Annotated in this window: 15 protein-coding genes; 10 read left to right on the top strand and 5 right to left on the bottom strand. The window is 41.5% G+C overall.

Going from position 1 to position 15,778, the window contains the following annotated elements:
* Positions 1-31: 31 nt before the first annotated feature.
* From LY624_RS12875 to csrA, 5 genes are all read left to right on the top strand, one after another.
* Positions 32-826 (top strand): BPSS1780 family membrane protein, encoded by a 795-nt coding sequence (locus LY624_RS12875; RefSeq protein WP_237118066.1) that lies wholly within the window; start codon positions 32-34, stop codon positions 824-826.
* The gene (locus tag LY624_RS12870; protein WP_062569605.1) at positions 826-1,278 is read left to right on the top strand and encodes a regulatory protein RecX; all 453 of its coding nucleotides are present in this window, start codon (positions 826-828) and stop codon (positions 1,276-1,278) included. The genes LY624_RS12875 and LY624_RS12870 overlap by 1 nt, the downstream gene beginning before the upstream one ends.
* 17 nt (positions 1,279-1,295) lie before the next feature.
* Positions 1,296-3,896: an alanine--tRNA ligase gene (alaS, locus tag LY624_RS12865; protein WP_130150376.1), complete on the top strand. Its 2,601-nt coding sequence runs from the start codon at positions 1,296-1,298 to the stop codon at positions 3,894-3,896.
* A gap of 6 nt (positions 3,897-3,902) precedes the next feature.
* A complete protein-coding gene (locus tag LY624_RS12860; protein WP_130150377.1) occupies positions 3,903-5,120 on the top strand; it encodes an aspartate kinase in 1,218 nt (405 codons plus the stop codon).
* A 93-nt stretch (positions 5,121-5,213) separates the two neighbouring features.
* A complete protein-coding gene (gene csrA, locus LY624_RS12855; RefSeq protein WP_036970495.1) occupies positions 5,214-5,405 on the top strand; it encodes a carbon storage regulator CsrA in 192 nt (63 codons plus the stop codon).
* Between the two features lie 25 nt (positions 5,406-5,430).
* Here csrA and LY624_RS12850 read toward each other — a convergent pair whose 3' ends face one another.
* The gene (locus LY624_RS12850; protein ID WP_341803142.1) at positions 5,431-5,898 is read right to left on the bottom strand and encodes a YcxB family protein; all 468 of its coding nucleotides are present in this window, start codon (positions 5,896-5,898) and stop codon (positions 5,431-5,433) included.
* Positions 5,899-6,021: 123 nt separating this feature from the next.
* On the opposite strand from LY624_RS12850, the gene LY624_RS12845 reads away from it, so the two are divergent.
* On the top strand, positions 6,022-6,948 hold the full coding sequence (locus tag LY624_RS12845) for a hypothetical protein (RefSeq protein WP_341803141.1): 927 nt from the start codon (positions 6,022-6,024) through the stop codon (positions 6,946-6,948).
* Positions 6,949-6,980: 32 nt separating this feature from the next.
* On the opposite strand, the gene LY624_RS12840 is transcribed toward LY624_RS12845, so the two are convergent.
* The 3 genes from LY624_RS12840 to LY624_RS12830 all read right to left on the bottom strand — a co-directional run bounded on the left by LY624_RS12840 (position 6,981) and on the right by LY624_RS12830 (position 10,601).
* On the bottom strand, positions 6,981-9,947 hold the full coding sequence (locus LY624_RS12840) for a TonB-dependent receptor domain-containing protein (protein WP_341803140.1): 2,967 nt from the start codon (positions 9,945-9,947) through the stop codon (positions 6,981-6,983).
* Between the two features lie 231 nt (positions 9,948-10,178).
* Positions 10,179-10,370 carry a hypothetical protein gene (locus tag LY624_RS12835; protein WP_130150381.1) on the bottom strand — a complete coding sequence of 64 codons (192 nt, stop codon included), beginning with the start codon at positions 10,368-10,370 and terminating at the stop codon, positions 10,179-10,181.
* Positions 10,371-10,427: 57 nt separating this feature from the next.
* Positions 10,428-10,601, bottom strand: coding sequence for a DUF1328 domain-containing protein (locus LY624_RS12830; RefSeq protein WP_064485886.1), 174 nt, complete (start codon positions 10,599-10,601; stop codon positions 10,428-10,430).
* Positions 10,602-11,133: 532 nt separating this feature from the next.
* Between LY624_RS12830 and LY624_RS12825 the strand changes: the two genes are divergently transcribed.
* The 4 genes from LY624_RS12825 to LY624_RS12810 all read left to right on the top strand — a co-directional run bounded on the left by LY624_RS12825 (position 11,134) and on the right by LY624_RS12810 (position 14,586).
* Positions 11,134-11,379, top strand: coding sequence for an OadG family transporter subunit (locus LY624_RS12825; RefSeq protein ID WP_341803139.1), 246 nt, complete (start codon positions 11,134-11,136; stop codon positions 11,377-11,379).
* Between the two features lie 14 nt (positions 11,380-11,393).
* Positions 11,394-13,172: a sodium-extruding oxaloacetate decarboxylase subunit alpha gene (gene oadA / locus LY624_RS12820; protein ID WP_341803138.1), complete on the top strand. Its 1,779-nt coding sequence runs from the start codon at positions 11,394-11,396 to the stop codon at positions 13,170-13,172.
* Positions 13,173-13,182: 10 nt separating this feature from the next.
* On the top strand, positions 13,183-14,313 hold the full coding sequence (locus LY624_RS12815; RefSeq protein ID WP_062569613.1) for a sodium ion-translocating decarboxylase subunit beta: 1,131 nt from the start codon (positions 13,183-13,185) through the stop codon (positions 14,311-14,313).
* Positions 14,314-14,409: 96 nt separating this feature from the next.
* Entirely contained in the window at positions 14,410-14,586 is a 177-nt protein-coding gene (locus LY624_RS12810; RefSeq protein ID WP_165381469.1) for a hypothetical protein, read from the top strand.
* A gap of 43 nt (positions 14,587-14,629) precedes the next feature.
* Here LY624_RS12810 and LY624_RS12805 read toward each other — a convergent pair whose 3' ends face one another.
* Positions 14,630-15,721, bottom strand: coding sequence for an alkene reductase (locus LY624_RS12805; protein ID WP_237118071.1), 1,092 nt, complete (start codon positions 15,719-15,721; stop codon positions 14,630-14,632).
* Positions 15,722-15,778 lie beyond the last annotated feature (57 nt).

Genomic DNA, 15,778 nt, shown 5'->3' with positions numbered 1-15,778 from the left:
GGTGCGTTTTGCCGTTATTGAATGAGAAACTATGTCGATCGAAGTTCGTGTTTTTAAAGCCGATGCAGGCGTAAAATGGTTTAAAGCAGGGTGGGAAATCTTCAAGCTGCAACCCGTTACGTTTATTTTAATGCACCTGTTAATAGGTGTTATTGGCTTTTTATCGTTAGTGCTACCACTGTTACAAGTCGTCGGTGCATTTGTTGCGCCATTTTTAATGGCTGGTTTTTATCAAGCAGTATTGACAAAACAGCAAGGTGGTACGGTTAGCCAAGTTGATATTTTTAAACCCTTTAGTAATAAAGGTAATCGTATTGGTTTAGTGCGTGTTGCTGTGTACCAGATGGCGGCGGGTATTTTATTAGCCCTGTTATCAAATTTCATTTTTGCCGATGCTTATGCGGTTATTTCAAGCCAAACGTTCGACCCACAAAATCAAACACATATTGCTGATTTACTGGCCACAATTTCCATGGGGCAAGTGGCGGTATTTCTATTAGCAATCTGTGTGTATATGACTGCGTTTGCTTATGCTATTCCATTGGTTTATTTTCAAAAACAAAGCAATATGTTGCAGGTTCTAAAAACCTCATTCATGGTGTTTTACCATAATATGGCACCACTGAGTGTCTATGGCCTAATTTGCGCCGTTTTAATGGTGATCTGTATTCCTTTATCGTTTATTCCTCTATTGGTTTTAATGCCAATTTGTTACATTAGCTTCTTCGTGTCTTTTCAGGCTATTTTTATGCCGGTTGTACCAAAAGGTGATGACCAACCAAAAGCACCACAGGCGCAGTCACAATCAGGGCGCTTTGACGCGTAATGGATGATAAAGAACAAAAATTAAAGAATTACGTACTTTGGTTACTGTCTCGACAAGATTACTCGCGTCGAGACCTAACGCGAAAGTTACAGCAAAAAGAGGCGACGCCCGAGTTTACAGAGCGTTTGTTAGATTGGTGTGAGTCACACAACTTTATTAACGAACAGCGCTACTGCGAAGGGTTTGTACGCCGCCATTTAGCAAAGTATCATGGTGCGAAACGCATTCAGAGCGAAGCAATGGCGAAAGGGATAGACCGAGCACTATTAGATAAGACGCTCGAGGAGTTCGAAATCGATTGGTTTGAACTCGCACAGGACGCATATTTAAAGAAGTTTTCAAATTCAGGTAAAGAACTCGACCAGAAAGAAAGAGCGAAACGTGTACGCTACTTGATGTATCGAGGCTTTAATTACGAACAAATTGATTTTGCAATGCAAGCACAGCAATAAACGGGTGAGATTTTCACATGCAGCATATGACTACCGCACAGATCAGGCAACAGTTCTTAGACTTTTTTGCCTCTAAACAACACCAAATTGTTCCTTCAAGCTCGCTGATCCCGGGTAACGATGCCACGTTATTATTCAATAATGCCGGTATGGTGCAATTTAAAGATGTATTTTTAGGTGCGGAAAGCCGCCCTTACTCGCGTGCAACCAGCTCACAGCGTTGTGTACGTGCAGGTGGTAAACATAACGACCTTGAAAACGTAGGTTACACAGCGCGTCACCATACATTCTTCGAAATGTTAGGTAACTTTAGCTTTGGCGATTACTTCAAGCAAGACGCAATTAAGTTTGCGTGGCAGTTTTTAACTGAAGTAGTAAAACTACCGCAAGAAAAACTACTTGTTACTATTTATCACGATGATGAAGAAGCCTTCAATATTTGGCATAAAGAAGTAGGCTTAAGTGAAGATCGCATTATCCGCATTGCAACCAGCGATAACTTCTGGTCAATGGGTGATACGGGTCCTTGTGGTCCATGTTCTGAAATCTTTTACGATCACGGTGAGCACATTTGGGGTGGTCCTCCAGGTTCACCTGAAGAAGACGGTGACCGTTTCATCGAGATCTGGAACCTAGTATTTATGCAGTATAACCGCCATGCCGACGGTACAATGGAGCCGCTTCCTAAGCAATCTGTTGATACAGGTATGGGTCTTGAGCGTATCTCTGCAATTTTACAAGGCGTTCACTCAAACTACGAAATCGATTTATTCCAAGCGCTTATTGCAGCGGCAGCAAAAGTAACCAACGCACAAGATTTAGATGATAAATCGTTACGCGTTGTGGCTGACCACATTCGTTCGTGTGCGTTCTTAGTGTCTGACGGCGTTATGCCATCAAACGAAGGCCGTGGTTATGTACTACGTCGTATTATTCGTCGTGCAGTTCGTCACGGTAACAAGCTAGGCGCCAAAGGTGCATTCTTCTACAAGCTAGTTGCTGCGCTAATTGAGCAAATGGGTCAAGCGTACCCAGAGCTTGCTAAGCAACAAGAAATTATTGAAAAAGTACTGCGTATTGAAGAAGAGCAGTTTGGTAAAACACTTGAGCGTGGTCTGGCTATTTTAGAAGAAAGCCTAGCTGACATCGAAGGCGATGTGATCCCAGGTGACTTAGTGTTCAAACTTTACGACACTTACGGTTTCCCAGCTGACTTAACGGCAGACGTGGCGCGTGAGCGATTCATGACGATTGATGAGCACGGCTTCCAAGAGTGTATGGCTGTTCAGCGTAAGCAAGCACAGCAAGCAGGTAAGTTTGGTGCTGATTACAACCAACAACTTAAGTCTGAAAAACACACAGACTTTAAAGGTTACGATGCAGAGCATTACACAGGTACTGTGGTCGAGCTTTTCAGTGAAGGTCAATCGGTTTCTGTACTTGAAGATGGTCAAGAAGGTATCGCAATCTTAGATCGCACACCGTTTTATGCTGAATCAGGTGGTCAAGTTGGTGACACGGGTGTGTTAAAAGTTGCTGGTGGTGAGTTTGTAGTGACTAACACCACGAAACTTGGTAATGCATTTGCACACCATGGTCGTGTACAAGGCCGCATTGGTACAAACGATAAAGCAGAGGCAACAATTGATGCAGCACGTCGCGATAGCATCAAGAAAAACCACACTGCAACGCATATTCTGCATGAAACTTTACGTCAAATTTTAGGTGAGCACGTAAATCAAAAAGGTTCACTTGTTGACCCTGAACGTTTACGTTTTGACTTTTCTCACTTTGAAGCAGTAACAAAAGACGAATTACGCCAAATCGAGCGCGCAGTAAACGATGAAATCCGTCGTAACTTTGCCCTTGAAACTGAGCTAATGGCTATCGAAGATGCAAAAGCAAAAGGTGCGATGGCATTATTCGGTGAAAAATACGACGACGAAGTTCGCGTAGTAACCATTGGTGATTACTCAATCGAGCTATGTGGTGGTACTCACGTTAAGCGTGCAGGTGACATCGGTTTATTTAAAATCGTATCAGAAAGCGGTATCGCTGCTGGTATCCGCCGTATTGAAGCGGTAACGGGTGCTGAAGCTGTTGCGTATGTGAGTGAGCAAGAGCAACAGCTAAATGATGTTGCAGCGCTAGTAAAAGGTGATAGCAGCACAGTACTTGAAAAAGTAACCGCATTACTTGAGAAATCAAAAGGCCTTGAGAAGCAAATTGCACAGCTTAACGATAAGCTTGCAAGTGCAGCAGGTGCATCGTTACTTGACTCTGTTGTTGAAGTGAATGGTATTAAGCTACTGGTTGCTGATGTTGCAGGTACTGAGTCTAAAGCACTACGTGGCATGGTTGATGACCTGAAAACGAAGATTGGTTCAGGTGTTATTGCCCTTGGCGTAGCCAATGGCGACAAAGTAAGCCTGATTGCAGGTGTAACTAAAGACCTAACAGGTAAAGTGAAAGCTGGTGAGCTGGTAAATCACATGGCTGCACAAGTAGGCGGTAAGGGCGGTGGTCGTCCTGACATGGCGCAAGCAGGTGGTACTCAGCCAGAGAACCTTGCTACTGCCTTAGAAAGTGTAACTGGTTGGTTATCTGAGCGTTCTTAACTTCTAGTGGCACTTATCGTCCAAAAATTCGGTGGCACCTCAGTTGGCTCAATAGAGCGAATTGAGGCCGTCGCCGACCTTGTTGTAAAAACCAAGCAACAAGGCCATCAAGTTGTGGTGGTGCTCTCGGCTATGTCGGGAGAAACTAACCGTCTAATTGAACTCGCTAAACAAATCGATTCTCGTCCCAGTGCTCGTGAGCTTGATGTATTGCTAACCACCGGTGAGCAAGTGTCAGTCTCTTTACTCGCAATGGCTATTATTAAACGGGGCCATTCTGCGGTAAGCTTACTTGCCGATCAGGTCAACATTCGCACCGACAATATGTTTGGCAAAGCGCGTATTGAAGAGATTGCAGCGACTCGCCTTAAGCATGAACTTGAACATAACCGGATTGCCATTATTGCGGGCTTTCAGGGCCGTGATATTGAAGGTAATGTCACAACCCTTGGTCGTGGTGGTACAGATACCTCTGCGGTTGAGATTGCAGGTGCTATCAATGCCGACGAATGCCAAATTTACACTGATGTTGATGGGGTATACACCACCGACCCGCGTATTGAACCAAATGCGCGACGTATGAGTCATGTTACGTTTGAAGAAATGCTTGAAATGGCAAGCTTGGGCGCAAAAGTTTTACATATACGCAGTGTTGAAGCCGCAGGAAAATACAATATACCGCTTAGGGTATTATCGAGTTTTAACCCGGATCAAGGGACCTTGATCAGTTTTGAGGAGCCTGATGTGCAAACCAATATTGTGTCGGGTATTGCTTTTAATCGAGATGAAAGCCTGATTTATGTCAATGGTGTGCAGCAAGGGGTAGAAAACCTTGCAAAAATTTTGCAACTTTTTGCAGAATTCGGTATCGAAATAGATATGATTAATCAAGTTAATCATAACTTTGAAAAAATAGACTATGCTTTTACTGTGCACACAAATGATTTTGAACAAGCACTTGAAATCCTAACTTTAAACCAAAGTAATATAAAAGCGGAGTCTGTTAAAGGAGTAAGCAATGTTGCCAAGGTGTCAGCTGTAGGTGTAGGGATGAAATCGCACTCAGGTGTAGCAAGTTTATTTTTTAATGCCCTTGCAGAGGAAAACATCAAAGTAGTGCTTGTGTCGACATCAGAAATAAAGATTTCAGTTTTAATTGACGAAAAATATTTAGAGCTGGCTGTACGTGCACTTCATAAAGTTTTTTTAACTGAAAATGAATAAGATTTAGAGTTTTTACTTACTTTTAAGTCAAGTTTTCATTAAAATGTTTTTGACGCGGAATCTTTTAATTTTTTGGAACATGGGAGCAAGAGAATGCTAATACTAACTCGAAGAGTAGGTGAGACCCTGATGATCGGTGACGAAGTAACTGTTACTGTTCTTGGTGTTAAAGGAAATCAAGTTCGCATTGGTGTAAATGCACCAAAAGATGTATCAGTACATCGTGAAGAAATCTATATGCGAATCCAAGCAGAGAAATCTAACCCAAATCCGGGCAATGTTTAATCAGCGAAAAATTCTTAAGAGCCACTCATTGAGTGGCTCTTTTATTTAATTCAACAACTATTTCATCGCTAAGTGCTTGTTTAGAGATGTATTGCATACCGCGCTGTGCTTTTAATATATAACCTCGTTCAGTCTCAATAATCTCGCTTATCTGCTGCCAGCTAAATTGGTAACTCTTATATGGGTTTTCAGCCTTAATCCCTTCATCGTTAAAGAAAATGGTCACCTCGCTACCTGATGCACGGCTCATCATTTGTCTTGCGACCCACCACGGACGTTTGTAATAAAACGAAAGGCACTCAACGACAGCAAGCATAATCATAAAGCTGCCTAAGTAATGATTATCTAATTGATAAAAAGCTAATAAGCCCAGAGTTATTAATAATGCCAGCAGCGGGTATTTAGGTTTGGCTTGTGATGAGTAGGGAAGTGACTCATCAAAGCATTCGTAGTAATACGGTTTATCTAGTGTGTAAGTTGTACTTAATGTCATTCGGGGGCCTACTTAATTTACTGGCTGCAGTTTAGCACTGATAGAAAAAATCTGCCGCAGTTGGTTTTCATTTTGTTGTCATTATGAGAACTTACTATGATTGTATTTTTAGGTGTAAATAGCATGTTTATTAGTTCAGCCTCATTCTCTCTTGCAATGGCTAGTAATACCTTTTTGGTTATGGGTGATATGCCATACACACCAATGGATGAAATTAATCTCGCTCAGCCGAATGGTAAGCTCGCACGTGCGGTCGCATCCACGCCTCATAGCTTTTTGATGCATTTAGGTGATATGAAATCAGGGTCTTTACCTTGCACAAACAAATTACTTCAGGCCAATAAGCAGCTTTTAACTGCAATTACCGATAAACCTTTTATCTATACGTTGGGTGATAATGAATGGACTGATTGCGATCGTGATAGCTTAAGCCCTCAGTTTGATGAGCTTGAGCGATTAGAATATGTAAAAGGTTTAATGTATGACGATGATTACTATAAAAAAGCAAACTTATTACAAGGTTTTACTCATCAGCTCGACATGAGCGAGAACGCGCGTTGGCAATTTAATAATATTGAGTTTATGACTCTGCATATAGCGGGCACGTATAATGGGCGCGCGCAAATACTGAAAAGTAATAAAAATGACGCTTTGGATGCAGCAGATAAACGCGACAGGTTAAACTTAGAGTGGTTGCAGCGGGGCTTAAATAACCAAAGCGTTAAAGCGTATGTCATTGGCTTTCAAGCTGATATTTACAATGCAACGAATAAATCAGCATGCACTGCGACACTGCGCTCAAACTGTGATGCTTTTAAAGTCTACCGCGATGCTTTTTCCCAATTTGCTAAATTTGCAAAAAAGCCTGTGCTCATTATGCATGGAGATACAGGGCCATTTTGTTATCAACAGCTTACAGAAAATTTAACGCGATTAAATGTGCCTGGTGATTATGTGGTTAGTGACATAGCAAGTGTGAAACTAGAAGATGGGGATTGGCAAATAACCAGTGTTGCAACGGGTAAAGCGTTAACAGCGACATGTAAATAAAATAGAGCGGCCGTTAGGCCGCTCTTAGAAGGTTAAAATTTGAGTTTAATACCCATTTTAAATTGACGACCAAGTACGTCATAGTTACTTGGGAATGTGTTACCAGAGTTTGAACTAGTATCACCTGCTTCATTACCAACCACAGGTGGCTCTTTTTCAAACATGTTATCAATACCGAATGTAACATTCATGTAGTCAGTAACATGGTAGCTGGCGAATAAGTCAAAATAATCATAGCTTTCGATGCTTCTGAATTCTTCAAAAACATTTGGCGCTTCGATTGGCTCGATATCTACACCATCAATGTGACGCCATTGTAGTGACACGGTTAGATCTTCCCAAATCCAGCTAGTACGTTGTACCCAGCGTAATTCAGAGACAGGGTCGCAACTTGTGCTGTAAAAACCTTTACAGTCAATAATACGTGCAGTATCAGAGCTTTGTGACTCTTGGGTTAGGTATTTATTGATATTACCTGAGAATTGTAACTCTCCCATGTCATCAAGCAAGATACCAAAATTGAAACCAAGTTCGATACCTTCGGCACGTTGATTTTTTAAGTTGGTAGTAAATTGCTCAATACCCGCACCCGCGATAGTTAAGTCACCACCGATACGATTAATCTTCGCACACTCGTTTGCATCACCTAGTACGTAACAGGCATCAAGAATTTCTTGAGCTGAGAACTCACCAATGATGTCATCGATATCAATATCATAGTAGTCAAGCGTAATCGTGAAGTTTTCAACAACACTGAATTCAGGTGTCCAAACAATACCTGCAGTGAATGTTTCTGCTTCTTCAGCACCTGGTGGGTTAGCAGGATCACTACCACTAATGACTTGTACTTGACCAGAGATTACATCTTGTACGTTACCAACTTGAGCATCTGTCATGCCTGTTGAGATACAAAGTTGTCTAAGTGCATCATCAATGTTAGCTGCGTTAGCAACTGAACATGGATCTTGTAGCGCGTTGTCTAAGCCTGTTACAACAGGTGAAGCAATTTCGCCTACGTTAGGTGCGCGCGTTGCTTGTTGTTGCATAACACGAATAAGTACATCGCTAACAGGACGCCAGTTGAAGCCAAGTTTCCACGTTTCGTTGCTACCTACTGTATCGTAGTCAGCCCAGCGGAAACCAAACTCTACATCAAGAGTTTCAGCACCCGGCAAGCCATCTAACACAGGTAAGTAACCTTCTAAGAAGAACTCATCGACTTTAAAGCCACCTGTAATAGGCAGTTGGTTACCACCTGCACCACCTTGACAACTAGCAGGGGCAAGTTTTAAACATTCATCAGGCTCAAATAAGCCTTTTTCGCGACGATTTTCATAACCAAAACTCATCGAAAGTGGTGCACCAGCACCTGGGATTTCGATAAACTCGATTGCACCATTAACGGTTGCGGTGAAAATTTCTTGGCTGTACTTTTGTTGTTGAAGGGCAATTGCTTGTGCATAGCCTGCCATTTCATCCGTGATGGTACCAAAGCCACCAAATAGATTAATTGGCACACAGCTTGAATCACCATTTTTACAGGTTACACCATCGGTTGTATCTAATGCATTTTGAATGTTGGTTAAGTTTGTATAACCACCACGTACAGTTGTACGGTTAGATTCACCATATTGATAGCTGACATCATATTCCCAGTCATCTAGGAAGAAACCTGTTACACCAGTCACGATTTGGAACTGAGTACTGTCAAATCGTTCTGTACGAGCACCTAACTCTAATGTTCTACGACGTAACTGCACTTTTAGATAGTCTTCACTATCAACAATGCCGTTACCGTTAACATCTTGCCAGTTACTGTCATTTAAGCTACCAGCCGCCAAAGCAGCAGAAGCGCCATCAATCATAAATTGTCGAGCTTGATCGCCAATTAACGGGTTCGCTAAAGGTAAATCAAAACTTGAACCAAACGTACCAGATGGTGCTACTTGCGTATCAACACTGGTGTTAGTGTAGTTAAAGCTTGAATAAACTTTATGCTCATCAGTGAGGTTATATTTAGCGATTGCGGTTGCTGAATAACGCTCTGAAGGTGTTTGATAGAAGTTATATGGATTGAAGTTAAATACACTACATGTATCTGGTTGCAATGTACCATCGTTTCTAAATTGCCCTGAGCCAGTTGTGCCTGCACCAACAATTGCAAATCGTGTTGGGAATGCAGTTGTTGAGCCGCCACTTTCAACCGAGTTAGGACCACTACAATCTGCTGGCGCAGGGATTGGTGGCTCGCCGTTTAAAAATTGCTCATAGTTAGCACCGGTAGCCGTTTCAATACCAAGTAAACCTAAAGGACGATCACCTAGTAGTACTTGATCACGCTGGCTCCAGCCAAGAGATAGTACAACGTTACCTTTATCGTCTTCTAGGTTAGAACCTATTGTTAAGGCTATACTGTTTTTGTCACCGTCATTGTCACCGGTTTGAGAGTGTTTAAGATCTAAATCAACACCTTGAAAGTCTTCTTTTAATACAACATTCACCGCACCTGCAATCGCATCAGAACCATATACAGCTGACGCACCACCAGTGATAATATCAATTCGTTCAATTAGTGCTGTTGGAATTGTTGAACTGTCAACTGAGCCATTATAGTTGTATGGGATCATCCTACGTCCATTCATTAGAACAAGTGAACGTTGCGATCCTAAACCTCTTAAGTTAATAGTGGCTGCACCGCCAGAGCCATTATTTACGTTACTACCATCGCCAGGTATTGTTGAAGGTAAAGTTCTTAGTATTTGTTCTACTTCAGGCTCTTGTTGATAACCTAATTCTTTTTCTCCGATTGATACAATTGGACTTGCAGAAACAGCGCCCGGTTGTCTAATACGACTACCTGTGATTGAAATTACTTCAAGATCTTTTTTTGCGTCGCTTGTCTCTTCTGCTGCACTCATTGGTGCGTATATAAGAGCTGTAGAAACAACCCCTGTACTAATCGCCAGCTTTACAGCATTTGATAGTTTGTTTTTTAACATTGTTATCTCCCAATATTTAATTATAGTTGGCTAGAAAACAATGGATTACTACTCGATATCCATTCTTAGCATGTTTAGATTAGTACACAACCTAGGTAAATGTGTAGTTTTTGATAAGAAAATGTATAAATATTGAAATTTTAATGTTTTATGCTGAGTTGGAGAGAATGACAATCATAAAAAAAAGCGGCTTTGAGGCCGCTTTTCTGGTTGGTATTTTGTATAGAAGGATTAGCAGTTAGTTTCTTTTGCGTTTACACCTTCTTTAACATCTTCACATGCATCTTCTACAGCATTTTGTGTATCAGTAATTGCTTCGTCAATGCGCTCACCTGCATCTTCAGCTGTGTTATCTTCACAACCCATAATGAATAGACCTGAAAATAGGGCGATAGTAGCGGCTTTTAAAGTTGAATTTTTCATAATCAAATTCCTTGTAATATTTAAAAATGTAGTTTCTAAGTGTCTGTTATTACTGTGTTACTTGGGTACGTTGCCTCTAAGTGCACCTGATACCAGTGAAATAACAAGTAAAACTAGAAATATAAAAAAGATAATTTTAGCGATACCTGCTGCGGCTCCTGCGATACCGCCAAAACCTAACACTGCAGCGATTAACGCAATAACTAGAAAAGTAATTGTCCAGCGTAACATAGTGATTCTCCTTGGCTAATAATATTTCGTTTCGGTTGAAATAGTTGAAGCCAGTTCTATGCCATTGTTAAATGTTCTTTATTTTCAATTGGTTGTGATTTTTTCAGGGGTTTTTAAATTTTCTTATTTGGTAACTTTTACGAATTAGCATGTAACTTATTCATAGTGATTATTTTTCAACTTAAATGAGTAAAATCGCACCCTTTACTATTCTTATTTTGGTAAGACCAATTTATCTTTGTGGTGTTTTTATATTCTCAATGGCCTGTGTTGGCGAGGGTTTTGAGTATGTTATGTAAAAACAGGCAATGTCACCTTTATAACTTATGACTATATCGACTATTTTTATCATCTATATAGGGCTATTAATACGCTTATTTCACGGTTGTTAATTTTATGTTTTACGTGTTATTTTGAGTTAAATTGGTTTTACCAATTTACAAGGTGGTATACAAATCAAGAGTGTTTGTTATCATGTTGAATAATTATTTAACTATATCGACTTTTTATTTGTAACAGTGCGAGGGGCAGTATGGACATAAGTGGGTTACTCTCAACCGCGGCCAGCTTGATGATTACGGGCATGATTGGTGTATTTATATTTTTAACTATTTTGATTTCAGCCGTGATCTTAATGTCTAGGTTGATGAATCGTTTTGATGAACCAGTCGATGAGCCTGTACGAGCTGCAAAAATACAATCACAGCAGGGTGTGCCGCAAGCTCACATTGCAGCTATTAGCGCTGCAATCGCTCAATTCAGAAATAAACAAAAATAATGGGGCAGCTGAAAATGGCTAAATTAAAATTAACCGAACTAGTTTTACGTGATGCACATCAATCACTGTTGGCAACACGTATGCGCTTAGATGACATGTTACCTATGGCCGAGAAACTTGATAATGCGGGTTATTGGTCAATTGAATCATGGGGGGGCGCAACATTTGATTCTTGTATTCGCTACTTAGGCGAAGATCCTTGGCAGCGTATTCGTGAACTTAAAGCGGCGATGCCAAATACCAAACAGCAAATGCTACTGCGTGGACAAAACTTACTGGGTTATCGCCACTATGCTGATGATGTAGTGGAAAAGTTTGTCGAGCGTGCACATAAAAATGGTGTTGATGTATTTCGTATTTTTGATGCAATGAATGACGTACGTAATCTTGAAACCGCGATTAAAGCCGCTGTTAAAGTGGGTGCACATGCACAGGGAACAATTTCATACACAGTAAGCCCTGTGCATACTCTTGATATGTGGCTTAAGCTTGCTAAACAGCTAGAAGAGCTGGGCTGTCATTCTATTTGTATTAAAGATATGGCTGGTTTATTAAAACCTTATGACTGTGAGCAACTGATCAAAGGCTTAAAAGAAACGGTGTCAATTCCTATCGCGATGCAATGTCATGCTACAACAGGTTTAAGTACTGCAACCTATCAAAAAGCGATTGATGCAGGCATCGATATGTTAGATACGGCTATTTCATCAATGAGTATGACTTATGGCCACAGTGCAACAGAAACAATAGTATCGATTGTTGAAGGAACAGAGCGCGACACAGGTCTTAACCTTAATCAGTTAGAAGAAATTGCCGCTTATTTTCGTGATGTGCGTAAAAAGTATGCCGTTTTCGAAGGTAGCCTAAAAGGGGTTGATGGTCGTATCTTATTAGCACAAGTACCAGGCGGCATGTTAACTAACATGGAAAACCAGCTGAAAGAACAGGGGGCTGCGGATAAACTCGATCAAGTGCTTTTAGAGATCCCACGTGTACGTGAAGATTTAGGGTATATTCCACTGGTAACACCAACCTCACAAATTGTTGGTACGCAAGCCGTTCTAAATGTATTAACGGGTGAGCGTTATAAAACGATTACTAAAGAAACCGCAGGTGTACTTAAAGGTGAGTATGGTGCAACCCCAGCGCCGATGAATAAAGAACTTCAAGAACGTGTTTTAGACGGAAGCGAAGCAATAACGTGTCGTCCAGCTGATAAACTTGAACCCGAACTCGAAAAACTTGAAGCTGAATTATTAAAAGAAGCTAAAGAGCAGGGTTTAGAGCTGGCTGATGACGTGATTGATGACGTGCTTACCTATGCTTTATTCCCACAAATAGGCTTGAAATTTCTTAAAAATCGTCATAATCCTGATGCTTTCGAACCTGTGCCAACAGGTGAAAAAGCTAAATCTGATCAATCAACGAAACCTTCTTCAAATGGTGAGGTTCAAGCTGAGCAATACAGTGTGAAAGTTGATGGTAAAGTTTACGATGTTGTTGTTGCTAAAGGTGGCGAGCTTAAAGAGGTTGCACTCAAAGACAGTGAGTTAATACCACAATCTGCATCAGCGTCAGCTGGCGAAACACTCAATGCGCCACTGGCAGGTAATATTTTTAAAATCAAAGTAAAACCTGGGCAAACTGTAAATCAAGGTGATGTCGTTATCATTATGGAAGCAATGAAAATGGAAACCGAAGTACGTGCTGCTCATGACGGTACTGTGGCTGATATTTTAGTTGCGGAAGGTGACTCAGTTGCCACCGGCGACGCCATGATTGCACTCGCTTAGGAGGCTTGGGATGGATGGATTATTAAACCTCTGGCATGCAACGGGGATTGCAAACTTTACTTTTCCTGCACTGATCATGATTGCAGTTGGCTGCTTGCTTCTGTATTTAGCGATTGCTCGTAGTTTTGAGCCATTGCTATTACTGCCCATTGGCTTCGGCGCTATTTTAACAAACATTCCAGTGGCTGGTTTATCAGACCCAGGTGGCTTATTGTACTACGTGTATCATATAGGTATTGATTCTGGCGTGTTCCCATTGCTGATTTTTATGGGGGTGGGTGCATTAACGGATTTTAGCGCGCTTATTGCAAATCCACGTATGTTGTTACTGGGAGCTGCGGCACAATTTGGTATTTTTGCGACGTTATTTGGCGCCATTTTACTTAACTTTATTCCAGGCTTTGAATTTTCACTGCAAGATGCATCGGCGATTGCCATTATTGGTGGTGCTGATGGACCAACCGCTATTTTCTTAGCCTCGAAACTTGCGCCTGATTTACTGGGGGCAATTGCTGTTGCTGCGTATTCATATATGGCATTGGTGCCTATTATCCAACCGCCAATTATGCGCGCGCTAACAACAAAAGAAGAGCGTGAAATTCAAATGCCGCAGCTACGTGCAGTATCAAAAAAAGAAAAAATCATTTTTCCATTGATGGTACTCAGCCTGACGATTTTATTTTTACCTGCAGCGACGCCACTTGTTGGTATGTTTTGTTTAGGTAATTTAATGCGAGAATCAGGTGTGGTCGATCGTTTAAGTAATAGTGCACAAAACGAGATCATTAATATCACTACGATTTTCTTAGGTCTTGCTGTTGGTTCTAAACTTGCAGCAGATAAGTTCTTAACGGTAGAAACTATTGGTATCTTGGTATTAGGTGCTTTGGCTTTTGCAATTGGTACAGCATCAGGCGTGTTTATGGCAAAAGGTCTGAATAAGTTTTCTAAATCGCCGATTAACCCTCTAGTGGGGGCTGCGGGTGTATCGGCAGTGCCAATGGCTGCGCGGGTGGTAAATAAGGTAGGTCTTGAAAGTAATCCACATAACTTCTTGTTAATGCATGCAATGGGTCCGAATGTAGCTGGTGTATTAGGAAGTGCCGTAGCTGCAGGTATTTTGTTAGCGATTGTTGGCTAAGTCGTTTACTTCCAACCGACTGGCGCAGTATTTTACTGCGCTTTTTTTTGCCTATAGACTAGGGCTTAAACTTATCTATTGTGTAAGGAAGCCACAATGAATGTATTTGTTATTTTATTATGCCTGTTTATCGCACTGGCTATTCTTATACCACTACTTGAAAAGTATCATTCAAAAATGGGACTAGATGGTGCAACCAAATATGCTAAGTATATATGGCCGTTAGTAATGATCTCGATGGTGATCCAGCTGATTTATTTATTAGTCAGGTAACACAATAAGGAGCTCGCCAAAATAAGTTGGCGAGCTTTTTGTTTTAGTGCGTTGCTAAAGGATAGTCGGTATAGCCTTTTGCACCGCCACCAAATAAGGTATCAGGGTCGTGTTGTGCAAGTGCAATCCCTTTTTCAATACGCTCAGGCAGATCTGGGTTTGCAACAAACGGACGACCAAAGCCAATTAAATCAGCCCAGCCTGCGGCTAATGCTTGCTCTGCTTTCTCGCCAGTGTACTTGCCTGCATAAATCATTAACCCAGAAAAATTTTCACGTAGCGCTTGTTTAAAATTTTGCTCCATTAATGGCGCATCGTCCCAGTCAGCTTCGGCAATATGCAGGTAAGCAACGTTTAGGTCATTAAGTACCTTCGCTGCGCCAATATAGGTTTCAAACGGGTTATCATCGACCGTCCCATTGAGTGTTGTGAGTGGAGCAAGGCGTACGCCTACACGGTCAGCGCCAATTTCATCACATACCGCTTGTGTCACTTGTTGTAAAAAGCGTAAGCGGTTTTCTAAATTGCCGCCGTATTCATCAGTGCGTTGGTTTGATTCTGAATCTATAAATTGATTAATTAAGTAACCATTAGCAGCATGCAGTTCAATACCATCAAACCCTGCATCAACTGCGTTGCGAGCCGCTTGGCGGTATTCGTTTATAACGAGTTTGATGTCGTCATGGCTCATTGCGCGGGGCAGGGCAGTGGCAACAAAATCGGGTTTATCATCTTCATCAATAAATACTTTTACGTCTTTAGCTGCAATAGCTGATGGCGCAATTGGTTGCTCGCCACCTGTGTTACTTGGGTGAGATACGCGGCCAACATGCCAAAGCTGAGCAAACATAATGCCACCAGCTTGATGAACTTTGTCGGTTACTTTCTTCCAACCTGCAATTTGCTCGGCAGTGTAAATACCCGGTGTCCAAGCATAACCCTTACCTAGGGCTGATATTTGTGTGCCTTCGCTGATAATTAAGCCGGCGCTGGCACGCTGGGCATAGTAGTCGGCCATTAACTCATTGGCGATATCCCCTGGTTGTGATGAGCGAGAGCGAGTCATTGGTGGCATGACAATACGGTTTTTTAGTGTGTGACCGGCAAGTTGTACGGTATCGAATAATTTGTTCATTACGGCTCCTTGAAAGCGACTATGCTTTCAGCATAACGAAAATTATTTATGAAATTA

The sequence above is a fragment of the Pseudoalteromonas sp. N1230-9 genome (genome assembly GCF_032716425.1).
Taxonomy (GTDB): Bacteria; Pseudomonadota; Gammaproteobacteria; order Enterobacterales; family Alteromonadaceae; genus Pseudoalteromonas.
The sequence above is the reverse complement of the archived record's forward strand: the minus strand, read 5'-3'. Positions and strand labels throughout refer to the sequence as shown.